The sequence below is a fragment of the Schaalia odontolytica genome (assembly GCF_031191545.1).
GTDB lineage: Bacteria > Actinomycetota > Actinomycetes > Actinomycetales > Actinomycetaceae > Pauljensenia > Pauljensenia odontolytica.
Genome location: NZ_CP133472.1, coordinates 1,697,467 through 1,712,511, shown reverse-complemented (window position 1 = coordinate 1,712,511; position 15,045 = coordinate 1,697,467). Strand labels below are relative to the sequence as shown.

15 protein-coding genes are annotated in these 15,045 nt (G+C 66.6%); 7 read left to right on the top strand and 8 right to left on the bottom strand.

The annotated features are described in order from the left end of the window. The first annotated feature begins 32 nt into the window (after positions 1-32). The 7 genes from RDV55_RS07315 to RDV55_RS07285 all read left to right on the top strand — a co-directional run bounded on the left by RDV55_RS07315 (position 33) and on the right by RDV55_RS07285 (position 7,740). Positions 33-788, top strand: a complete 756-nt coding sequence (locus RDV55_RS07315) for an NUDIX hydrolase (RefSeq protein ID WP_111823585.1) — start codon at positions 33-35, stop codon at positions 786-788. Positions 789-808: 20 nt separating this feature from the next. Continuing rightward, a complete protein-coding gene (locus RDV55_RS07310; protein WP_111823584.1) occupies positions 809-2,890 on the top strand; it encodes an NAD(+) synthase in 2,082 nt (693 codons plus the stop codon). A gap of 425 nt (positions 2,891-3,315) precedes the next feature. Continuing rightward, complete coding sequence (locus RDV55_RS07305; protein ID WP_111823582.1) at positions 3,316-4,341, top strand: siderophore ABC transporter substrate-binding protein; 1,026 nt, start codon at positions 3,316-3,318, stop codon at positions 4,339-4,341. Between the two features lie 57 nt (positions 4,342-4,398). Beyond that, complete coding sequence (locus RDV55_RS07300; protein WP_111823581.1) at positions 4,399-5,421, top strand: ABC transporter permease; 1,023 nt, start codon at positions 4,399-4,401, stop codon at positions 5,419-5,421. Beyond that, entirely contained in the window at positions 5,418-6,503 is a 1,086-nt protein-coding gene (locus tag RDV55_RS07295) for an iron chelate uptake ABC transporter family permease subunit (RefSeq protein WP_111823580.1), read from the top strand. Before RDV55_RS07300 ends, RDV55_RS07295 begins: the two co-directional genes overlap by 4 nt. Beyond that, complete coding sequence (locus RDV55_RS07290) at positions 6,500-7,255, top strand: iron ABC transporter ATP-binding protein (protein ID WP_111823579.1); 756 nt, start codon at positions 6,500-6,502, stop codon at positions 7,253-7,255. Before RDV55_RS07295 ends, RDV55_RS07290 begins: the two co-directional genes overlap by 4 nt. A 128-nt stretch (positions 7,256-7,383) precedes the next feature. Next, positions 7,384-7,740 carry a permease gene (locus tag RDV55_RS07285; protein ID WP_111823577.1) on the top strand — a complete coding sequence of 119 codons (357 nt, stop codon included), beginning with the start codon at positions 7,384-7,386 and terminating at the stop codon, positions 7,738-7,740. 107 nt (positions 7,741-7,847) lie between these two features. Here the strand turns inward: RDV55_RS07285 and RDV55_RS07280 are convergent, their stop codons facing one another. The 8 genes from RDV55_RS07280 to RDV55_RS07245 form a co-directional block, all read right to left on the bottom strand. Further along, positions 7,848-8,219, bottom strand: coding sequence for a cupin domain-containing protein (locus RDV55_RS07280; protein ID WP_111823576.1), 372 nt, complete (start codon positions 8,217-8,219; stop codon positions 7,848-7,850). Beyond that, positions 8,216-9,037 (bottom strand): class I SAM-dependent methyltransferase, encoded by an 822-nt coding sequence (locus RDV55_RS07275; protein WP_111823575.1) that lies wholly within the window; start codon positions 9,035-9,037, stop codon positions 8,216-8,218. Before RDV55_RS07275 ends, RDV55_RS07280 begins: the two co-directional genes overlap by 4 nt. 81 nt (positions 9,038-9,118) lie before the next feature. Beyond that, entirely contained in the window at positions 9,119-10,792 is a 1,674-nt protein-coding gene (locus RDV55_RS07270; RefSeq protein WP_111823574.1) for a phospho-sugar mutase, read from the bottom strand. Positions 10,793-10,796: 4 nt separating this feature from the next. Further along, the gene (deoC, locus tag RDV55_RS07265; protein ID WP_111823572.1) at positions 10,797-11,450 is read right to left on the bottom strand and encodes a deoxyribose-phosphate aldolase; all 654 of its coding nucleotides are present in this window, start codon (positions 11,448-11,450) and stop codon (positions 10,797-10,799) included. A 20-nt stretch (positions 11,451-11,470) separates the two neighbouring features. Further along, the gene (gene deoD, locus RDV55_RS07260; protein WP_111823570.1) at positions 11,471-12,178 is read right to left on the bottom strand and encodes a purine-nucleoside phosphorylase; all 708 of its coding nucleotides are present in this window, start codon (positions 12,176-12,178) and stop codon (positions 11,471-11,473) included. Between the two features lie 112 nt (positions 12,179-12,290). Further along, on the bottom strand, positions 12,291-13,274 hold the full coding sequence (locus RDV55_RS07255; protein ID WP_111823568.1) for a sugar-binding transcriptional regulator: 984 nt from the start codon (positions 13,272-13,274) through the stop codon (positions 12,291-12,293). A 36-nt stretch (positions 13,275-13,310) separates the two neighbouring features. Next, positions 13,311-14,597, bottom strand: a complete 1,287-nt coding sequence (locus RDV55_RS07250; protein ID WP_111823567.1) for a thymidine phosphorylase — start codon at positions 14,595-14,597, stop codon at positions 13,311-13,313. Continuing rightward, positions 14,584-15,042: a cytidine deaminase gene (locus RDV55_RS07245; RefSeq protein WP_111823565.1), complete on the bottom strand. Its 459-nt coding sequence runs from the start codon at positions 15,040-15,042 to the stop codon at positions 14,584-14,586. Before RDV55_RS07245 ends, RDV55_RS07250 begins: the two co-directional genes overlap by 14 nt. Between the last annotated feature and the right edge of the window lie 3 nt (positions 15,043-15,045).

Sequence of the window (15,045 nt, the reverse complement as noted above, 5' to 3'; positions counted from 1 at the left end):
TCAACTCGACACAAATAAGCTAGGCTTGCACCATGACCTCTCCCCTCACCATCCCCGTCGCGGTCGACATCGTCGCTCTGACCGTCATTGACCACGCGCTCCACGCTCTCGTCGTGCGGCGCGGAATTGAGCCTTTCAAGGATCACTTGGCACTCCCCGGCGGCTTTCTACGCGAGAGCGAGCAGACCGAGGAGGCGGCAGCGCGCGAACTCGAGGAGGAAACCGGCATTACTCCGCCAGGACATCTCGAACAGCTGCGTTCCTACGGACCGGAAGGCCGCGACCCGCGCGGGCCCGTTCTCTCCGTCGCCTACCTCCTCCTCGCCCCCTCGTTCTCACCAACCCGCTCGGGCGGCGACGCCGCGGGAGCCCTCTGGCACCCCGTCGACGCACTCCTTGCGCCCACCTCACCCCTCGCCTTCGATCACGCGGAAATCCTCGCAGACGGAGTAGAGCGCGCCCGCTCCAAGATCGAATACTCACCCCTAGCCACGTCCTTCTGCGGCCCCGAGTTCACAATCACACAACTGCGCACGACCTACGAAGCCATCTGGGGATCGGCGCTCGACCCGCGCAACTTCCACCGCAAAGCGACAAAAACCGCATCATTTATCGAGCCGACGGGAGGCACGGTGCGCGAGGGTGCCGGGCGCCCGGCAGCCCTCTACCGCCTCATCCCGGGCGTCGACGATACGGCCTTTGTCCTCGACCCGCCCCTGCGCCGACCGCCCACCCCGACCCCAGCCTCGTCAATGAAGAGCGCGAGCGCACCGAGTGCGCAAGAATAGCCCAGTACCGAAGGAGAACCATGAACTTTCATTCCCTCTACGATCAGGGTTTTGCCCGTGTTGCTGCCGTTACGCTGCCCGTACACCCCGCTCGCCCGTTCGAAAACGCGCGCGAGATCATCGACGCCGCCCGCGAGCTTGATACGCGCGGCGTCGCGATGGCCGTCTTCCCCGAGCTGTGCGTCTCCGGCTACGCCATCGACGACCTCTTCCTGCAGGACGTGCTGCTCGATAACGTCGAGAAGGCCCTCGCCGACATCGTCGAAGCCAGCGCCGACCTGCTGCCCCTCCTCATCGTGGGCGCACCCCTGCGCAAAGACAACGCCCTGTACAACTGCGCCGTCGCCATCCACCGCGGCCGCGTGCTGGGAATCGTCCCCAAGTCGCACCTGCCCAACTACCGCGAGTTCTACGAGAAGCGCCACTTCGTCACCATGCCCCCGCGCGCATGCGAGCGCATCGAGGTGCCGTGGGGCGGCATCGAGGAGTTTTCCGGTGGCCCCGTGTGGGTTCCCTTCGGCCAGGTCCTCCTGTCCGCCGACGACGTGCCCGGCCTGACCATCGGCATCGAGATCTGCGAGGACATGTGGGTGCCCGTCACCCCGGCCACAGAGCTGGCGCTCGCGGGCGCGACCGTCCTGGCGAACCTGTCGGCCTCCCCCATCACCGTGGGACGCGGCGCAGACCGCGAGCTCATGGTGCGCTCAGTATCCGCACGTTGCTCGGCCGCCTACGTGTACACGGCGGCCGGCATGGGCGAGTCCAGCACGGACCTCGCCTGGGACGGCGAGGCCATGATTTACGAGGCCGGGGACCGCCTGGCGATTGGCGAACGCTTCCAGGAGGGTGCGCACATCACGATCGCCGACGTGGACCTGGAGCGCCTGCGCACCGAGCGCAAGCGCCAGAACTCGTTCACGGACAACGCCCAGCGCTACTTCGCGGGCGACGAGCGCATGGCCCCGCAGGAGGTCGAGTTCACGCTCGATCCGCCGCGCACCGACCTGGGCCTGGAGCGCCCGGTCAACCGCTTCCCCTTCGTCCCCAACGACCCCACGCGCCTGGAGCAGGACTGCTACGAGGCCTACAACATTCAGGTGGCCGGCCTGGTCCAGCGCCTGCGCGCGATCGGCAACCCGAAGATCGTCATCGGTGTCTCGGGTGGCCTGGATTCCACGCACGCGCTGGTCGTGGCCTCCCGCGCGATGGATCTGCTGGGCCGTCCGCGCACGGACATCCTGTGCTACACGCTGCCCGGCTTCGCCACCTCCGAGCGCACGAAGAAGAACGCAACCCTGCTGTGCCAGTACCTGGGCACATCCTTCGAGGAGATCGACATCCGTCCGGCCGCCACGCAGATGCTGGCCGACATCGGCCACCCCTACGGCGAGGGAGAGGCCACCTACGACGTGACCTTCGAGAACGTCCAGGCGGGCCTGCGCACCGACTACCTGTTCCGCCTGGCCAACCACCTGGGCGGCATCGTGCTGGGCACGGGCGACCTGTCCGAGCTGGCGCTGGGCTGGTGCACGTACGGCGTGGGCGACCAGATGAGCCACTACGCGGTCAACACGGGCGTGCCCAAGACCCTCATGCAGCACTTGATCCGCTGGGTCGTGGCCTCCAAGCAGTTCGACGACCACGTCGGCGAGGTGCTCCTGTCGATCCTGCACACGGAGATCTCCCCCGAGCTGGTTCCCGCCAAGCCGGGCGAGAAGATGCAGTCCACACAGGACAAGATCGGCCCCTACAACCTGCAGGACTTCACGCTGTACCACGTGCTGCGTCGTGGAGCGCGCCCCTCGAAGATCGCGTTCCTGGCGGAGAAGGCCTGGTCGGATGCCTCGGCCGGCTCGTGGCCGGTCGGCTTCCCCGAGGAGGACAAGGTCGCGTACTCGCTCGAGGAGATCGTCAAGTGGGAGCGCCTGTTCCTGTGGCGTTTCTTCAGCCAGCAGTTCAAGCGCAGCGCCTTGCCCAACGGCCCGAAGGTCATGGCCGGCGGCTCGCTGTCCCCGCGCGGAGATTGGCGCATGCCCGCCGACGTGTCGGGTGCGGATTGGGTTACCGAACTCGACGAGGCCGTGAAGGGCTTGGTCGACTGAGCTGACGCTCGCTCGGCAAGCCGGGCCGTTTCCCGAGGGGCGGTGCTCGCGTGAGCACCGCCCCTCGACTTACTCACCGCGACCAGCGACGTGTTGCACACCTAGCTTCACATGCAATTCTCCCAGGACGTCACGAGGACTCAAAGCAAAAACATTGGAAACAAGCCACGTTCCAGCAAGACTACTAGTGTTAGAAACACCATATTTCCTGCGAGTTTGATGGGACTGGTGAGTGTGACAAGCGAGCGAGAGTAGCAGGAGCGTGTGGCCGACGGAGGCGAACGCAAACACGGGCCCACCCCTCGAAACTATGCGCGCATTCACACACACACGAGACTCAAAACAACTGTAAGGTTAGTTTCGCAAATTAGGTAAGCCTTGGTTTTCCTAATGAAGCCCCCACACAGCTAACTCACGGAGAAATAATGTCTCGCACGACCACCTCGCTGGCCGCTCTCGCCGCCGTCGCCGCCCTCGGCCTGGCCGCATGCTCTTCCGGTGCCACCACCTCATCCTCTCAGTCTTCCTCCGAGCCCTCCGCTACCGCGAGCGAGACCATGCAGGCCACCCAGCCCTCGTCCGTGACGGTCGAAGCGAACGACGGCACGGTCGAGATCAAGCTGCCCGTCACCCGCGCAGCCTCCCTCGACAACCGCACCTTCGAGGTGCTGCAGCAGTGGGATGTGCCCCTCGTCGCCGCCCCCAAGATGCTGATTCCCACCACCATCACCGCATTCAACGGCGAGGACGTTGCCGACGTGGGCATGCACCGTGACCCCAACCTGGAGGCCCTGGTCGCCGCCGAACCCGACCTCATCATCTCCGGTCAGCGCTTCTCCAAGTACGACGCGCAGATCAAGGAGCTCGCGCCCGACGTCCCGCTCATCAACCTCGAGCCGCGCGATGGTAAGCCCTTCAACGAGGAACTCATCCGCGAGGTCACCACCCTCGGCGAGATCTTCGGCAAGCAGGACGAGGCCAAGAAGCTCGTCGACGACTTCAACGCCTCGATCGAGCGCGCGAAGAAGGCCTACGACGGCTCCTCGACCGTCATGGCGGTCGACGTCTCCGGCGGCAACATCGGCTACGTGGCACCCGGCAAGGGCCGCACCTGGGGCCCGGTCTTCGACCTGCTCGGCCTGAAGCCGGCCCTCGAGGTCGAGGGCTCGACCGACTCGCACACGGGCGATGACATCTCCGTCGAGGCCATCGCCGAGGCCAACCCGGCGTGGATCTTCGTCCTCGACCGCGACGCCGCCATCACCAAGGACGGCTCGAACACCCCGGCCGAGACTGTCATCAACGGTAACGCTGCGCTGCAGAACGTCGCCGCGCTGCAGAACAAGCACGTCGTGTACGCGCCCAACGACACGTACACCAACGAGTCCATCATCACCTACACGGAGATCTTCAACTCCATCGCGGACGCCTTCGAAGCCGCGAAGAAGTGACCCTCTGACACCGTGCGGGTGCCGCCCCTTGGGGCGGCACCCGCACCCCGCTATCTTATGACGCACTCTCCCACCACCACACCCGCGGAAGCCGCACTCAAGCGTGAGGCCGCCCCGGCCTCGTCGAAGCGCCATCCCCTGGCGCTCGCCCTGGCCGCGCTCGCCGTGGCTGCGCTCCTCGTCCTATCCCTGTCGACCGGCGAGTACTCGATTCTCTCCCAGGACGACGGGTGGCAAATTTTCCTCGCCGTGCGCGTCCCGCGCACGATCGCGCTCGTCCTGTCGGGCGCCGCGATGTCGATGAGCGGCCTCGTCATGCAGCTGGTCACCCAGAACCGATTCGCCGAGCCCTCAACGACGGGCACGACCGAGTGGGCGGGTCTGGGCCTGCTCGTCATCATGATCGTGTGGCCCGGCGCCCCGATCCTGGTGCGCATGACCTGCGCGATCGTCTTCGCGTTCGTGGGCACGATGGTGTTCTTCGCGCTGCTGCGCCGCGTCTCCCTGCGCTCCTCACTGCTCGTGCCGATTATGGGCATGATGCTCGGCGCGGTCGTCTCCGCGATCTCGACGTTCCTGGCACTCGAGACGAACACCCTGCAGAGCGTGTCCGTCTGGTTCCAGGGATCCTTCACGTCGGTCTACGAGGGCCAATACGAGGTCCTGTGGATCGTCACCGTCGTCGTGGCGATCGTGTTCATCATGGCGGACCGGCTGACGGCCGTGTCCCTCGGCGAGGACATCGCCATCTCCCTCGGCGTCAACTACCACCGCATGGTCCTCATCGCGACGGGGCTCGTAGCCGTGGCGACCGGCGTCGTCACCGTCGTCGTCGGATCCCTGCCGTTCCTCGGTCTGATCGTCCCCAACCTCGTGTCCATGTCGATGGGTGACAACCTGCGCACGAACCTCCCCTGGGTATGCCTGGCGGGCATCGCCCTCGTGACGGTCACGGACCTGCTGGCACGCACGATCATCTCCCCCTTCGAGATGCCCGTGTCTGTCATCCTGGGCGTCCTCGGAGCTTTCGTCTTTATCGCGCTCGTGCTGCGCCAGGCCAAGAAGGGAGCCGTGCTATGAGCATCCTGTCTTCCCCCACGCAACGCGAGACCTCTTCCCCGGTCCCCGCCCCGGCCTCGTCCGCACGCACGAAGCGACCGACTCGGCGCACCGGCGCCTTCACGTCCCCGGCCGCCCGTCGACGCTGGTGGATCCTCTTCGGAGCCGTGTGCGCGGTCGCGATCCTCGCCTGCATCGGCCTCATCGCCTGGAAGAATCCCGCGGAGTTTGGAAGCCCAGTCTTCTGGAGGCTCGCCCGTCGGCGCGCCTTCGCGGTCCTCGCGATCGCCATTGTCTCGGTGTGCCAGGGCATGGCGACGGTCGCCTTCCAGACGGTGGCTAACAACCGCATCATCACGCCCTCGATCCTTGGTTTCGAGTCCCTGTACCGGGCGATCCACACCTCCACGATCTTTTTCCTGGGCGTCGCCGGCCTCAACGCGTCGGCGACGGTTGGCAACTTTGTCGGGCAGCTCGCCCTCATGATCGCCCTGACCCTCGCGCTCTACTCGTGGCTGCTCACCTCACAGCGGGCCTCGATGCACGCGATGCTCCTCATCGGCGTCATGCTGGGCGCGGGCCTCGGCTCGATCTCCACCTTCATGCAGAGGCTACTCACACCCTCGGAGTTCGACGTGCTCACCGCGCGCCTCTTCGGGTCGATCGCCAACGCCCAGAAGGAGTATTTCCCGATCGCGGTGCCGCTCGTCGCAGTCACGGCGCTCGCGCTCGTGTTGCTCACGCGCCAGCTCTCGGTGCTATCGCTCGGCCGCGAGACGGCCACCAACCTGGGCCTGAACCATCGCCACACCTCGGTGCTCATCCTCGTCCTGGTGTCGATCCTCATGGCCACGTCGACCGCTCTCGTAGGTCCCATGACGTTCCTCGGGTTCCTCGTGGCGACGCTGGCCTACCAGTTCTCGGACACGCACGATCACCGATACATCTTCGCGATGTCCGTCGCACTGGGTGCCGCAATCCTGGCCAGCGCGTACTTCGTCATGAATCACGTGTTCAACACGCAGGGCGTCGTCTCCATCATCATCGAGTTCGTCGGCGGACTCGCGTTCATCGTCACTATTTTGCGGAAAGGCCGCCTGTGATCTCCATCGATTCCGTCGTCAAGCAGTACTCGCCGTCAGTGCGCATCGGCGAGGTCTCCCTCGACATCCCCACGGGCGGCATCACGGCGCTCGTGGGCCCCAACGGCGCGGGCAAGTCGACGCTGCTCACTATGATCGGACGTCTCCTCGGCATCGACGAGGGCACGATCGAGGTCGGCGGCCTCAACGTGGCCACGACGAAGTCCTCCGAGCTGGCACGCACCCTGTCGATCCTGCGCCAGGAGAACCACTTCATTTCGCGCCTCACGGTGCGCCAGCTGGTGGGTTTCGGACGCTTCCCCCACTCGAAGGGACGCCTGAGCGCGGAAGATGAGGCGATCATCGACCGCTACATCGGTTTCCTCGACCTGGAGGAGCTCGAAGGGCGCTACCTGGACCAGCTCTCGGGCGGCCAGCGTCAGCGCGCTTACGTTGCCATGGTGCTCGCCCAGGAAACGGAGTACGTCCTGCTGGACGAGCCCCTCAACAACCTGGACATCGCGCGCAGCGTCGAGATGATGCGGATGCTGGAACGCGCGGCGCGCGAGTTTTCGCGCACGATCGTCATCGTCCTGCACGACATCAACTTCGCGGCCCGCTACGCCTCACAGGTCTGTGCTCTGAAGGACGGGAGCGTGGCCTTCATGGGCACACCCGAGGAGATCATGCGCGACGAGGTCCTGACCGACGTCTTCGATACCCCCGTCACCGTCGTACCGGGGCCGAAGGGGCCGATCGCCTGCTACTTCTGAGCGACGGTGGTTCGCGCACCCACGCGCCACTTGCGCACGCTATCGAAGTGAGGAGGCCGGTGCCGGGTAGAATGGTCGCGCGGCCCGCGTGAAACGGCCGTGAAACGCTTGTCTGTCTGGGGGTCCCCGTGCACGTCGGACTGATCGTCCTCTTCCTACTTCTCGCCGCAGCTCTCATCGCGGGCGGCCTCTACCTCTTCGCGTCGGGGCTGACGGCGCGATCCGGCGTGTGTCGTCCTCCGCTGGGGCTTCGCTTGCACGGCCTCGAAGCCGGCTCCGAGGCCTGGGAGCGCGCGCATCGCGCCGCGTGGCCCATCCTCTTCGGCGGAGGCGTCCTGGGCACCGCCCACGGCATCGCCCTGGCTGCCACCACCCTCATGGACGCGCGCGTTTCCGTGCCCATCGTCTTCGTGGTCTCCGGAATCATCGTCGAGGCCGGCCTCTGGCTGGTCGCGACAGGCGCAGGAAAGGCATCGCTGGAGTAACGCCGCGCGGGGCACCGCAGCTCCGCCAAGCTGGCGAGGATAGGACAAACGGGCCCCATCCTCGCTCATCACCTCACGAGGACGGGGCCCGCTACGCAGTGTCGGAGTCAGGCCTTGGGGCGTTCGCGTCGGTCCAGCATGTACAGCGCCATCTTCGAGGGCTCGAGCGCGCGCACGGCGTGCGGCAGTCGCGTGCCGAAGTGGATGACGTCGCCAGGCTTGAGGACGACCGTGCGCCCGTCCGCCTCGATCTCGAGGGCACCCTCAAGGGTGTGGAGGATGGCGGGCATCGCGGCGGTGTGCTCGCTGAGGACCTCGCCCGTATCGAAGCTGAAGAGGACCAGGCGGACGCCTTCGGCGTGCATGACGGTGCGCGACACCGTGGCTTCCTCGTTGATCTGGATCATCGAGGCGATGTCTTGCAGGTCCGTCATGACGGGCGTGGGGACCTCGGTGTTCGATTCGGGTGACAGGCTCATTGGTTCTCCTTGGGTTTGCGCGCGACGATGGCGACGCCGCACAGGTGTCGATCATATTTCTTAAACGTGCGCGCCATGGTCGTGACGCGTTCGCGCAGGTCCTTGTCCCGCACGACGTTGCGCATGATGCGCAGCGCACCGATCACGCCCTCGTCAGCGATCACGCGGCCGGGCTTGAGCAGGGCCATGGGTGCCGTGCGGGTCTCATCGACGATGAGGCCGACCTCCTCGAGCGAGCGCCGCCAGTCGGCGACCGTGAGAGGCCTGGCGTTGACGTTGATGGCGCGTGCGAGGGCGCGGCGGATCTCGGTGGCGGGCTCCTCCTCGATCCTGTCGGGACGCATCGCCAGTTCGTGAATGACGTAGCGGCCGCCGGGGCGCAGGATGCGCGCTGCCTCGCTCATGATGGCGCGCTTGGCCTTCTCTCCCTGCATGGAGAGCATGGCTTCGCCGACGACGACGTCCGCGCTCTCATCGGGCAGGCCGGTCTGCGCGGCGTCTGCGTTCACGCAGCGCCCCACGCCCGAGGCGATGGCGTCCACGCGCGCGGAAGCATTCGGATCGCGTTCCACGCCCACGTAGGACGCGGGGCCTACCCTGATGATCGCCGAGGCCGTCACGCCCAGGCCGGGCGCAAACTCGACGACGTCGGCACCGGGTAGAACGGCACGCTTGAGTGCCCAGGTGCTGAGGGCGAGCCCCCCGGGGCGCAGCACCGTTTTTCCGGCGCGCGCGAGCACCCAGTGGCCGGGCGCTTTCTCGACGGGCCGGTCAGCGAAGGGGAGGGTCTCCGCCAGCAATTCACTGCGAGTGTCCATATACGCAAGTATAGCGTTATCTATTTCCTTACGCAGGGCTTTACCCACAGAAAATACGCTGACGGAGTCCCCGTGTTCCTCCTACAGGCCGATGATCTCGGCGAAAGCACCCTTAATTGCATCGAGACGCTCACGCGCCTGCTCCCAGGGCAGCGACTCCCCGTCAGCGACAGGCAGGATCACCTCGAGGTAGCACTTGAGCTTGGGCTCGGTGCCGGAGGGACGCGCGATGACACGGTCCCCCGCCTCGGTCAGGACGAGGACGCCGTCCGTGGGCGGCAGCCCCCGGTAGCCCAGCGATAAGTCCGAGACCTCAACGACGGATGACCCCGCGAGGACCGCCGGGGGCTGAGCACGCAGGCGAGCCATACCGCTGCCAATCTGGGCGATCTCTTCGACACGGAAGGTCAGCGGCGAGCTCACGTGCAGGCCATGCAGGCGAGCCAAGCGCTCCAGTTCGTCCCACACGCTGCGCCCCTGCGCCTTGAGCGCTGCGACAAGGGAGGCTGCGACAACCGAGGTCGCGATGCCGTCCTTGTCGTGCACATGGGACGGGTCGGGGCAAAAACCGATGGCCTCTTCGTAACCAAATCCAAGACCGGGGGCGCGGGCGATCCACTTGAAGCCCGTGAGCGTCGTGTGGTGTTCCAGCCCGTGGGCGCGGGCGATACGCGAGAGCAGGCGCGAGGACACGATCGAGTTCGCCAGCGAGCCCGTCATGCCGCGCGAGGCCAAGAACTCACCCAGGAGGGAACCGGTCTGGTCGCCGCTGAGCGGGGTCCATCCGGTCTCTGAGGCCGGGTCGGGCACCGCGAGCGCGCAGCGGTCCGCATCGGGATCAACCGCGATGATGAGGTCGGCCCCCTGCTCGCGCGCCTGCTCGATCGCCATGTCGAGTGCGCCTGCCTCCTCCGGGTTCGGGAAGGGCACGGTCGGGAAATCCGGGTCGGGCTGAGCCTGCGCCTCCACGAGCGAGACGTTGACGAACCCGGCTTCGGACAGGACGCGCGAGGTGATCGCGGCACCCACGCCGTGCATGGCGGTCAGAACGATGCGCAGGTTCTCTCGCGCCGATGCCTCACCCGAGGCCAGGGCGCAGGCACAAGCCACGTAGTCATCGCGGGGATCCACGGCCTCGATGAGGTCGTCGCTCATCGGGACCTCGTCGGCGGGCGGGGCCGCCTCGATGGCGGCTGCGATTTCGGCGTCGAAGGGCGGCACGATCTGGACGCCGCGCCCGTCGCCCTGCGCGACGGTGCCGCCCAGGTAGACCTTGTAGCCATTGTCCGGAGCGGGGTTGTGGGAGGCGGTTACCATGACGCCCGCGTCCGCGTCGAAGTGCAGCATCGAGAAGGCGGTGAGCGGGGTCGGGTTGGCCTGCGGCAGCGCGAGGACGCGCACACCCGCGGCCGAAGCGACGCGGCAGGCCGCCGTGGCGAACTCGGAGGATCCGTAGCGGGCATCGCAGCCGACGACGAGCGTGGGGGTGCCCGTCGCGTGGCGCTTAACGACCTCGCACAGGCCGGCGGTCGCGCGGATGACGACGGCGAGGTTCATGCGGGACTCCCCCGGCCCGACGACGCCGCGCAGGCCGGCGGTGCCGAACTGGAGGGGACCGTTCATGGCCGCGCCCACGCGGGCCGCAGCCTTCTCGTCGCCGCGCTCCGCAGCCTCAATGTCAGCGCTCAGGGACGAGGCCGTGGCGGGGTCCGGGTCGTGCTTGGCCCACTGACGGGCGCGCTCGAGCAGATCCATTGTTTCAGTCCTCCAGTCCTGCCAGGATGGCGGTGGTTGCGGACACTCCCAGGCGCGAGGCTCCGGCCTCAATCATGGTTAGGGCGGTCTGCGCGTCTCGGATACCGCCCGAGGCCTTCACTCCGAGGGCGTCACCGACCGTGGCGCGCATGAGCGCAACAGCGTGGGTCGAGGCACCGCCCGCGGGGTGGAATCCCGTCGATGTCTTGACGAAGTCTGCTCCTGCGGCCATCGAGGCCGTGCAGGCGGCGACGATCTCGTCATCCGTCAGGGCGGCGGACTCGATGATCACCTTGAGGACGCGGGGGGCCGGGACGACCCGTCGAACGGCCGCGATCTCCTCCTCCAGCTCGCTCAGCCGACCGTCCTTCACCAACTCAATGTTGATGACCATGTCGATCTCGTCCGCGCCGTCGGCGACGGCCTGGGCCGCCTCGAAGGCCTTGACCTGGGGCTTGACCGCGCCCGAGGGGAAGCCGACCACGCAGGCGACCTTGAGGCCCTCGGGCACGTGGAGGGGCAGCATGGACGGCGATACGCACACGGAGTAGGTGCCGGCGGCGGCCCCCTCCTCGACGATGCGCTCCACGTCGGCCTTGCTGGCCTCGGGCTTGAGGATTGTGTGGTCGATCATCGCGGCCACGTCGTGTTTGTTCATGGAACTACTTTCTTATCGCATCACAGCTGGGCCAGAGGCAGGGCCAGCTCCATCATGGTGGTAAAGGACGTCTGGCGCGCCTGAGCGTCAGTTGCCTCGCCCGTGACCAGGGAGTCCGAGACGGTGAAGATACCGACGGCCTCGACACCCGCGTGGGCGGCGGTCGCGTACAGGCCTGCGGACTCCATCTCGACCGCCAGCACGCCCATGCGCTGCCAGGCCTCGTTGAAGGTCGGGTTCGCGTTATAGAACGTGTCGGAGGACAAGATGTTGCCCACGTGGATCGGAACGTCGGCTTCACGGGCGCGGCGCACCACGTCGTCAATGAGGCGGAAGGAACCGATCGGCGCGTATGAGCCGGGAATCTGGTACTGGTCCAGGAACGCGGAGTTCGAGCACGCCGCCTGGGCAACCACGACGTCGTAAAGGTTGACGCTACTTTGCAGAGCACCGCACGTGCCCACGCGCACGAGGCGCGTGCAGCCGAACTCGTGGATCAGCTCGTGGGCGTACAGCGAGATCGAGGGAATACCCATGCCCGAACCCATGACGGACACCGGTGTGCCGCGATAGGTGCCGGTGTAGCCCAGCATGTTGCGCACGGCGTTGAACTGCTGCGCGTCCTCCAGGTAGGTCTCGGCGATGAACTTCGCGCGCAGCGGATCTCCGGGCAGGAGAATCGTGGGAGCGATGGGGGCGGTGGGGTTGATGTGCGGTGTCGAGCGCATGTTTCCTCCTGTGTTGTCGAGGAGCCAGGGGCTCCATCGAGGCTTCATTACCCTTGTCGCAAGGCTATGCCGTGCAATTGATATATGTCAACGAATTGTTTGACAAATGTTCTCATCCGACCGGGGCGCCGTCGAGCGCCCCGCTCGGGGTTGCCCTACCCTGCCGTTCCAGCAGCGCGAGGGCCAGGTCCTGATCGACCACGAGGTGCGTAGCCAATCCCATGTGCAGCGCAGTCTGAAGCGCTTGAGCCTTCAGTCGTCCTCCGGCAACCAATAGCCTCACGGGGCGAGCACGCAGCTCATCGAGTGTGATACCGACCGTGCGACGGTCGACCGAGGCCAGCGCGATATCTCCTTCGCGCGTATAGAAACGCGAGCACGCATCCCCCGCGGCGTCGCGCAGCAACGCATCTACCTCATCGTCTTCGAGCTGACCGAGGTTCAGCGACAGGGCCTCGCGCCCCAGCGCACCGACGGTAAACACCGCCATGTCCACGCAGCTCCCCTCCTCCAAGATTCGCTCAATAGCCCGGTCCCGGCGCACGATCGAGAGCATTGCCGTGTCCTGGAAGATCACGGGCAGCGGCAGGTAGCGCGGCTCGGCATCGAAGGCCTCGCAGAAGGAACGCATGATCTCGAAGTCATGCGTCGCCCTCTCAGAAAACGACGTCCCACCCTTGAGCTGGACAACGCGCACACCCACGCGGGGGGCGCGGGTCAGGTGGGCCGCGAGCGCGCTCATCGTGCGCCCCCAGGAAATACCCACGCTCATGCCGTCACGCACGAGCTGGGCAGCCACCTGCGCGCCAACTCGACCGACCTGCTCGATGGCCTCGTCCTCGGCCATGTCATGTCCGTGAGCGACGCGCGCGCAGACCAGGCCGAAGCGCTGCTCCAGCCGCTGGGCAATCTCCGAGGCGTCCTCGCGCGGATCATGGATCTCGATGGTCACGAAGCCGCGATCGCGGCCGTGGGCAAGAAGCTTGGCAACCGTGGGGCGCGACAGACCCATACGGGAGGCAACCTCGGCCTGGCTCAAGCCCTGCTGGTAGTAGAGCTTGACGGCCTCGATCGCCTGTTCGTCACGCCGTTCCACGGTGCCTTCTCCCTTCGGTGCGCACGCGTCCGTGTCTTACGACACCGTCTCCAGGACGACGCTGCGAGGCTCAGCGCTGCCCCCGTCAGCGATCTCGATGGCACCGGACAGGGACTGAAGGGCACGCTCGATACGCCACTCATCGTCGGTGTGGAGCGTGAGAAGGGGCTGACCCGCCACAACAGCTTCGCCAGGCTTGGCATGAATCTCGATACCGGCACCAGCCTGGACCGGGTCCTCCTTGACGGCACGACCCGCGCCGAGCCTCCACGAAGCCACGCCCACGGACAGGGCGTCCATCCCGACGACGGTTCCCCCGGCTTCGGCGAGGAGCTGGTGGGTGTGCGTGGCGCGTGGCAGCGGCGCATCCGGGTCGCCGCCCTGCTCGCCGATCATCGCACGCCAGCGATCCATCGCGCGGCCGTCCGCCAGGGCTGCTTCCACGTCGGCGTCGTGCACCCCCGCGAGGTCGAGCATGTTGCGCGCCAGTTCGCAGGTCAGCTCGACGACATCGGAGGGGCCGCCTCCCGCGAGAACCTCGATGGATTCCTCCACCTCAAGGGCGTTCCCGATCTTTCGTCCCAGCGGTACGGACATGTCGGTGAGGAGGGCGCGCGTGGCGACCCCCGCGTCACGGCCAAGGTCCACCATCGTGCGGGCAAGCTCGCGCGCGGCGTCCAGGTCCTTCATGAAAGCACCCGACCCTACCTTCACATCCAGGACGAGGGCGCCCGTGCCCTCGGCGATCTTCTTGCTCATGATCGAGCTGGCGATGAGCGCAATCGACTCCACCGTCGAAGTAATATCACGCAGGGCGTAGAGCCTCTTGTCAGCGGGTGCCAGGCCCGAGCCCGCCGCGCAGATGACCGCGCCACAGCCGGAGCCCAGCTGTGCCATGATCTCGTCGTTACTCAGCTGCGCACGCCACCCGGGAATGGCCTCGAGCTTGTCGAGGGTGCCGCCCGTGTGCCCCAGGCCTCGACCGGATAGCTGGGGAACGGCCACGCCGAAGCACGCGACGAGCGGGGCGAGCGGCAGCGTGATCTTGTCCCCCACACCGCCCGTGGAGTGCTTGTCTGCCGTTGGCTTGCCAATGCCCGAGAAGTCCATGCGCGCACCCGAGCGGATCATCGCGTCCGTCCAGCGGGCAATCTCACCGCGGTCCATTCCGCGCAGGAAAATCGCCATGGCCAGCGCAGCCATCTGCTCGTCCTTGATGACGCCCTTGGTGTAGGCGTCGATCGTCCAGTCGATCTGGTCGGGGGTCAGCGCCCCCCCGTCGCGCTTGACGCGAATGATGTCAACGGCATCAAAGAGAGCCATCGTGTCCTTCTTTCTTGTTCGACGAGGCCTGGGTGGGGCCCGCTGCAACGTCGGCCAGGTCGTGGGGCCCAAAAGCGCCGGGAAGCACCTCGGTCATGGGCGCGACGCCGTCGGGCATGAGGACCATGCACGAGGGGCCGCCGTGCTCGTAGATGAGCTGGCGGCAGCGCCCACACGGTGCCACCGGTTCCTCGTTGCCGTTGACGGCGACGACCGCGACGAGCGCGCCCCCTCCAGATCGGATCAGGTCGGAGACCATTCCGCACTCGGCGCACAGGGTGACGCCGTAGCCAGCGTTTTCGACGTTGCAGCCGCTGACGAGCCAGCCGTCCGCGGTCAGGCCCGCGGCCCCCACGGGGAAGTTCGAGTACGGGCAATACGCGTGGCGCATGGCATCGATGGCCTCGCTCAGCAGCGCGTCCCAGTCGATGTCTGTCGGATCCATACG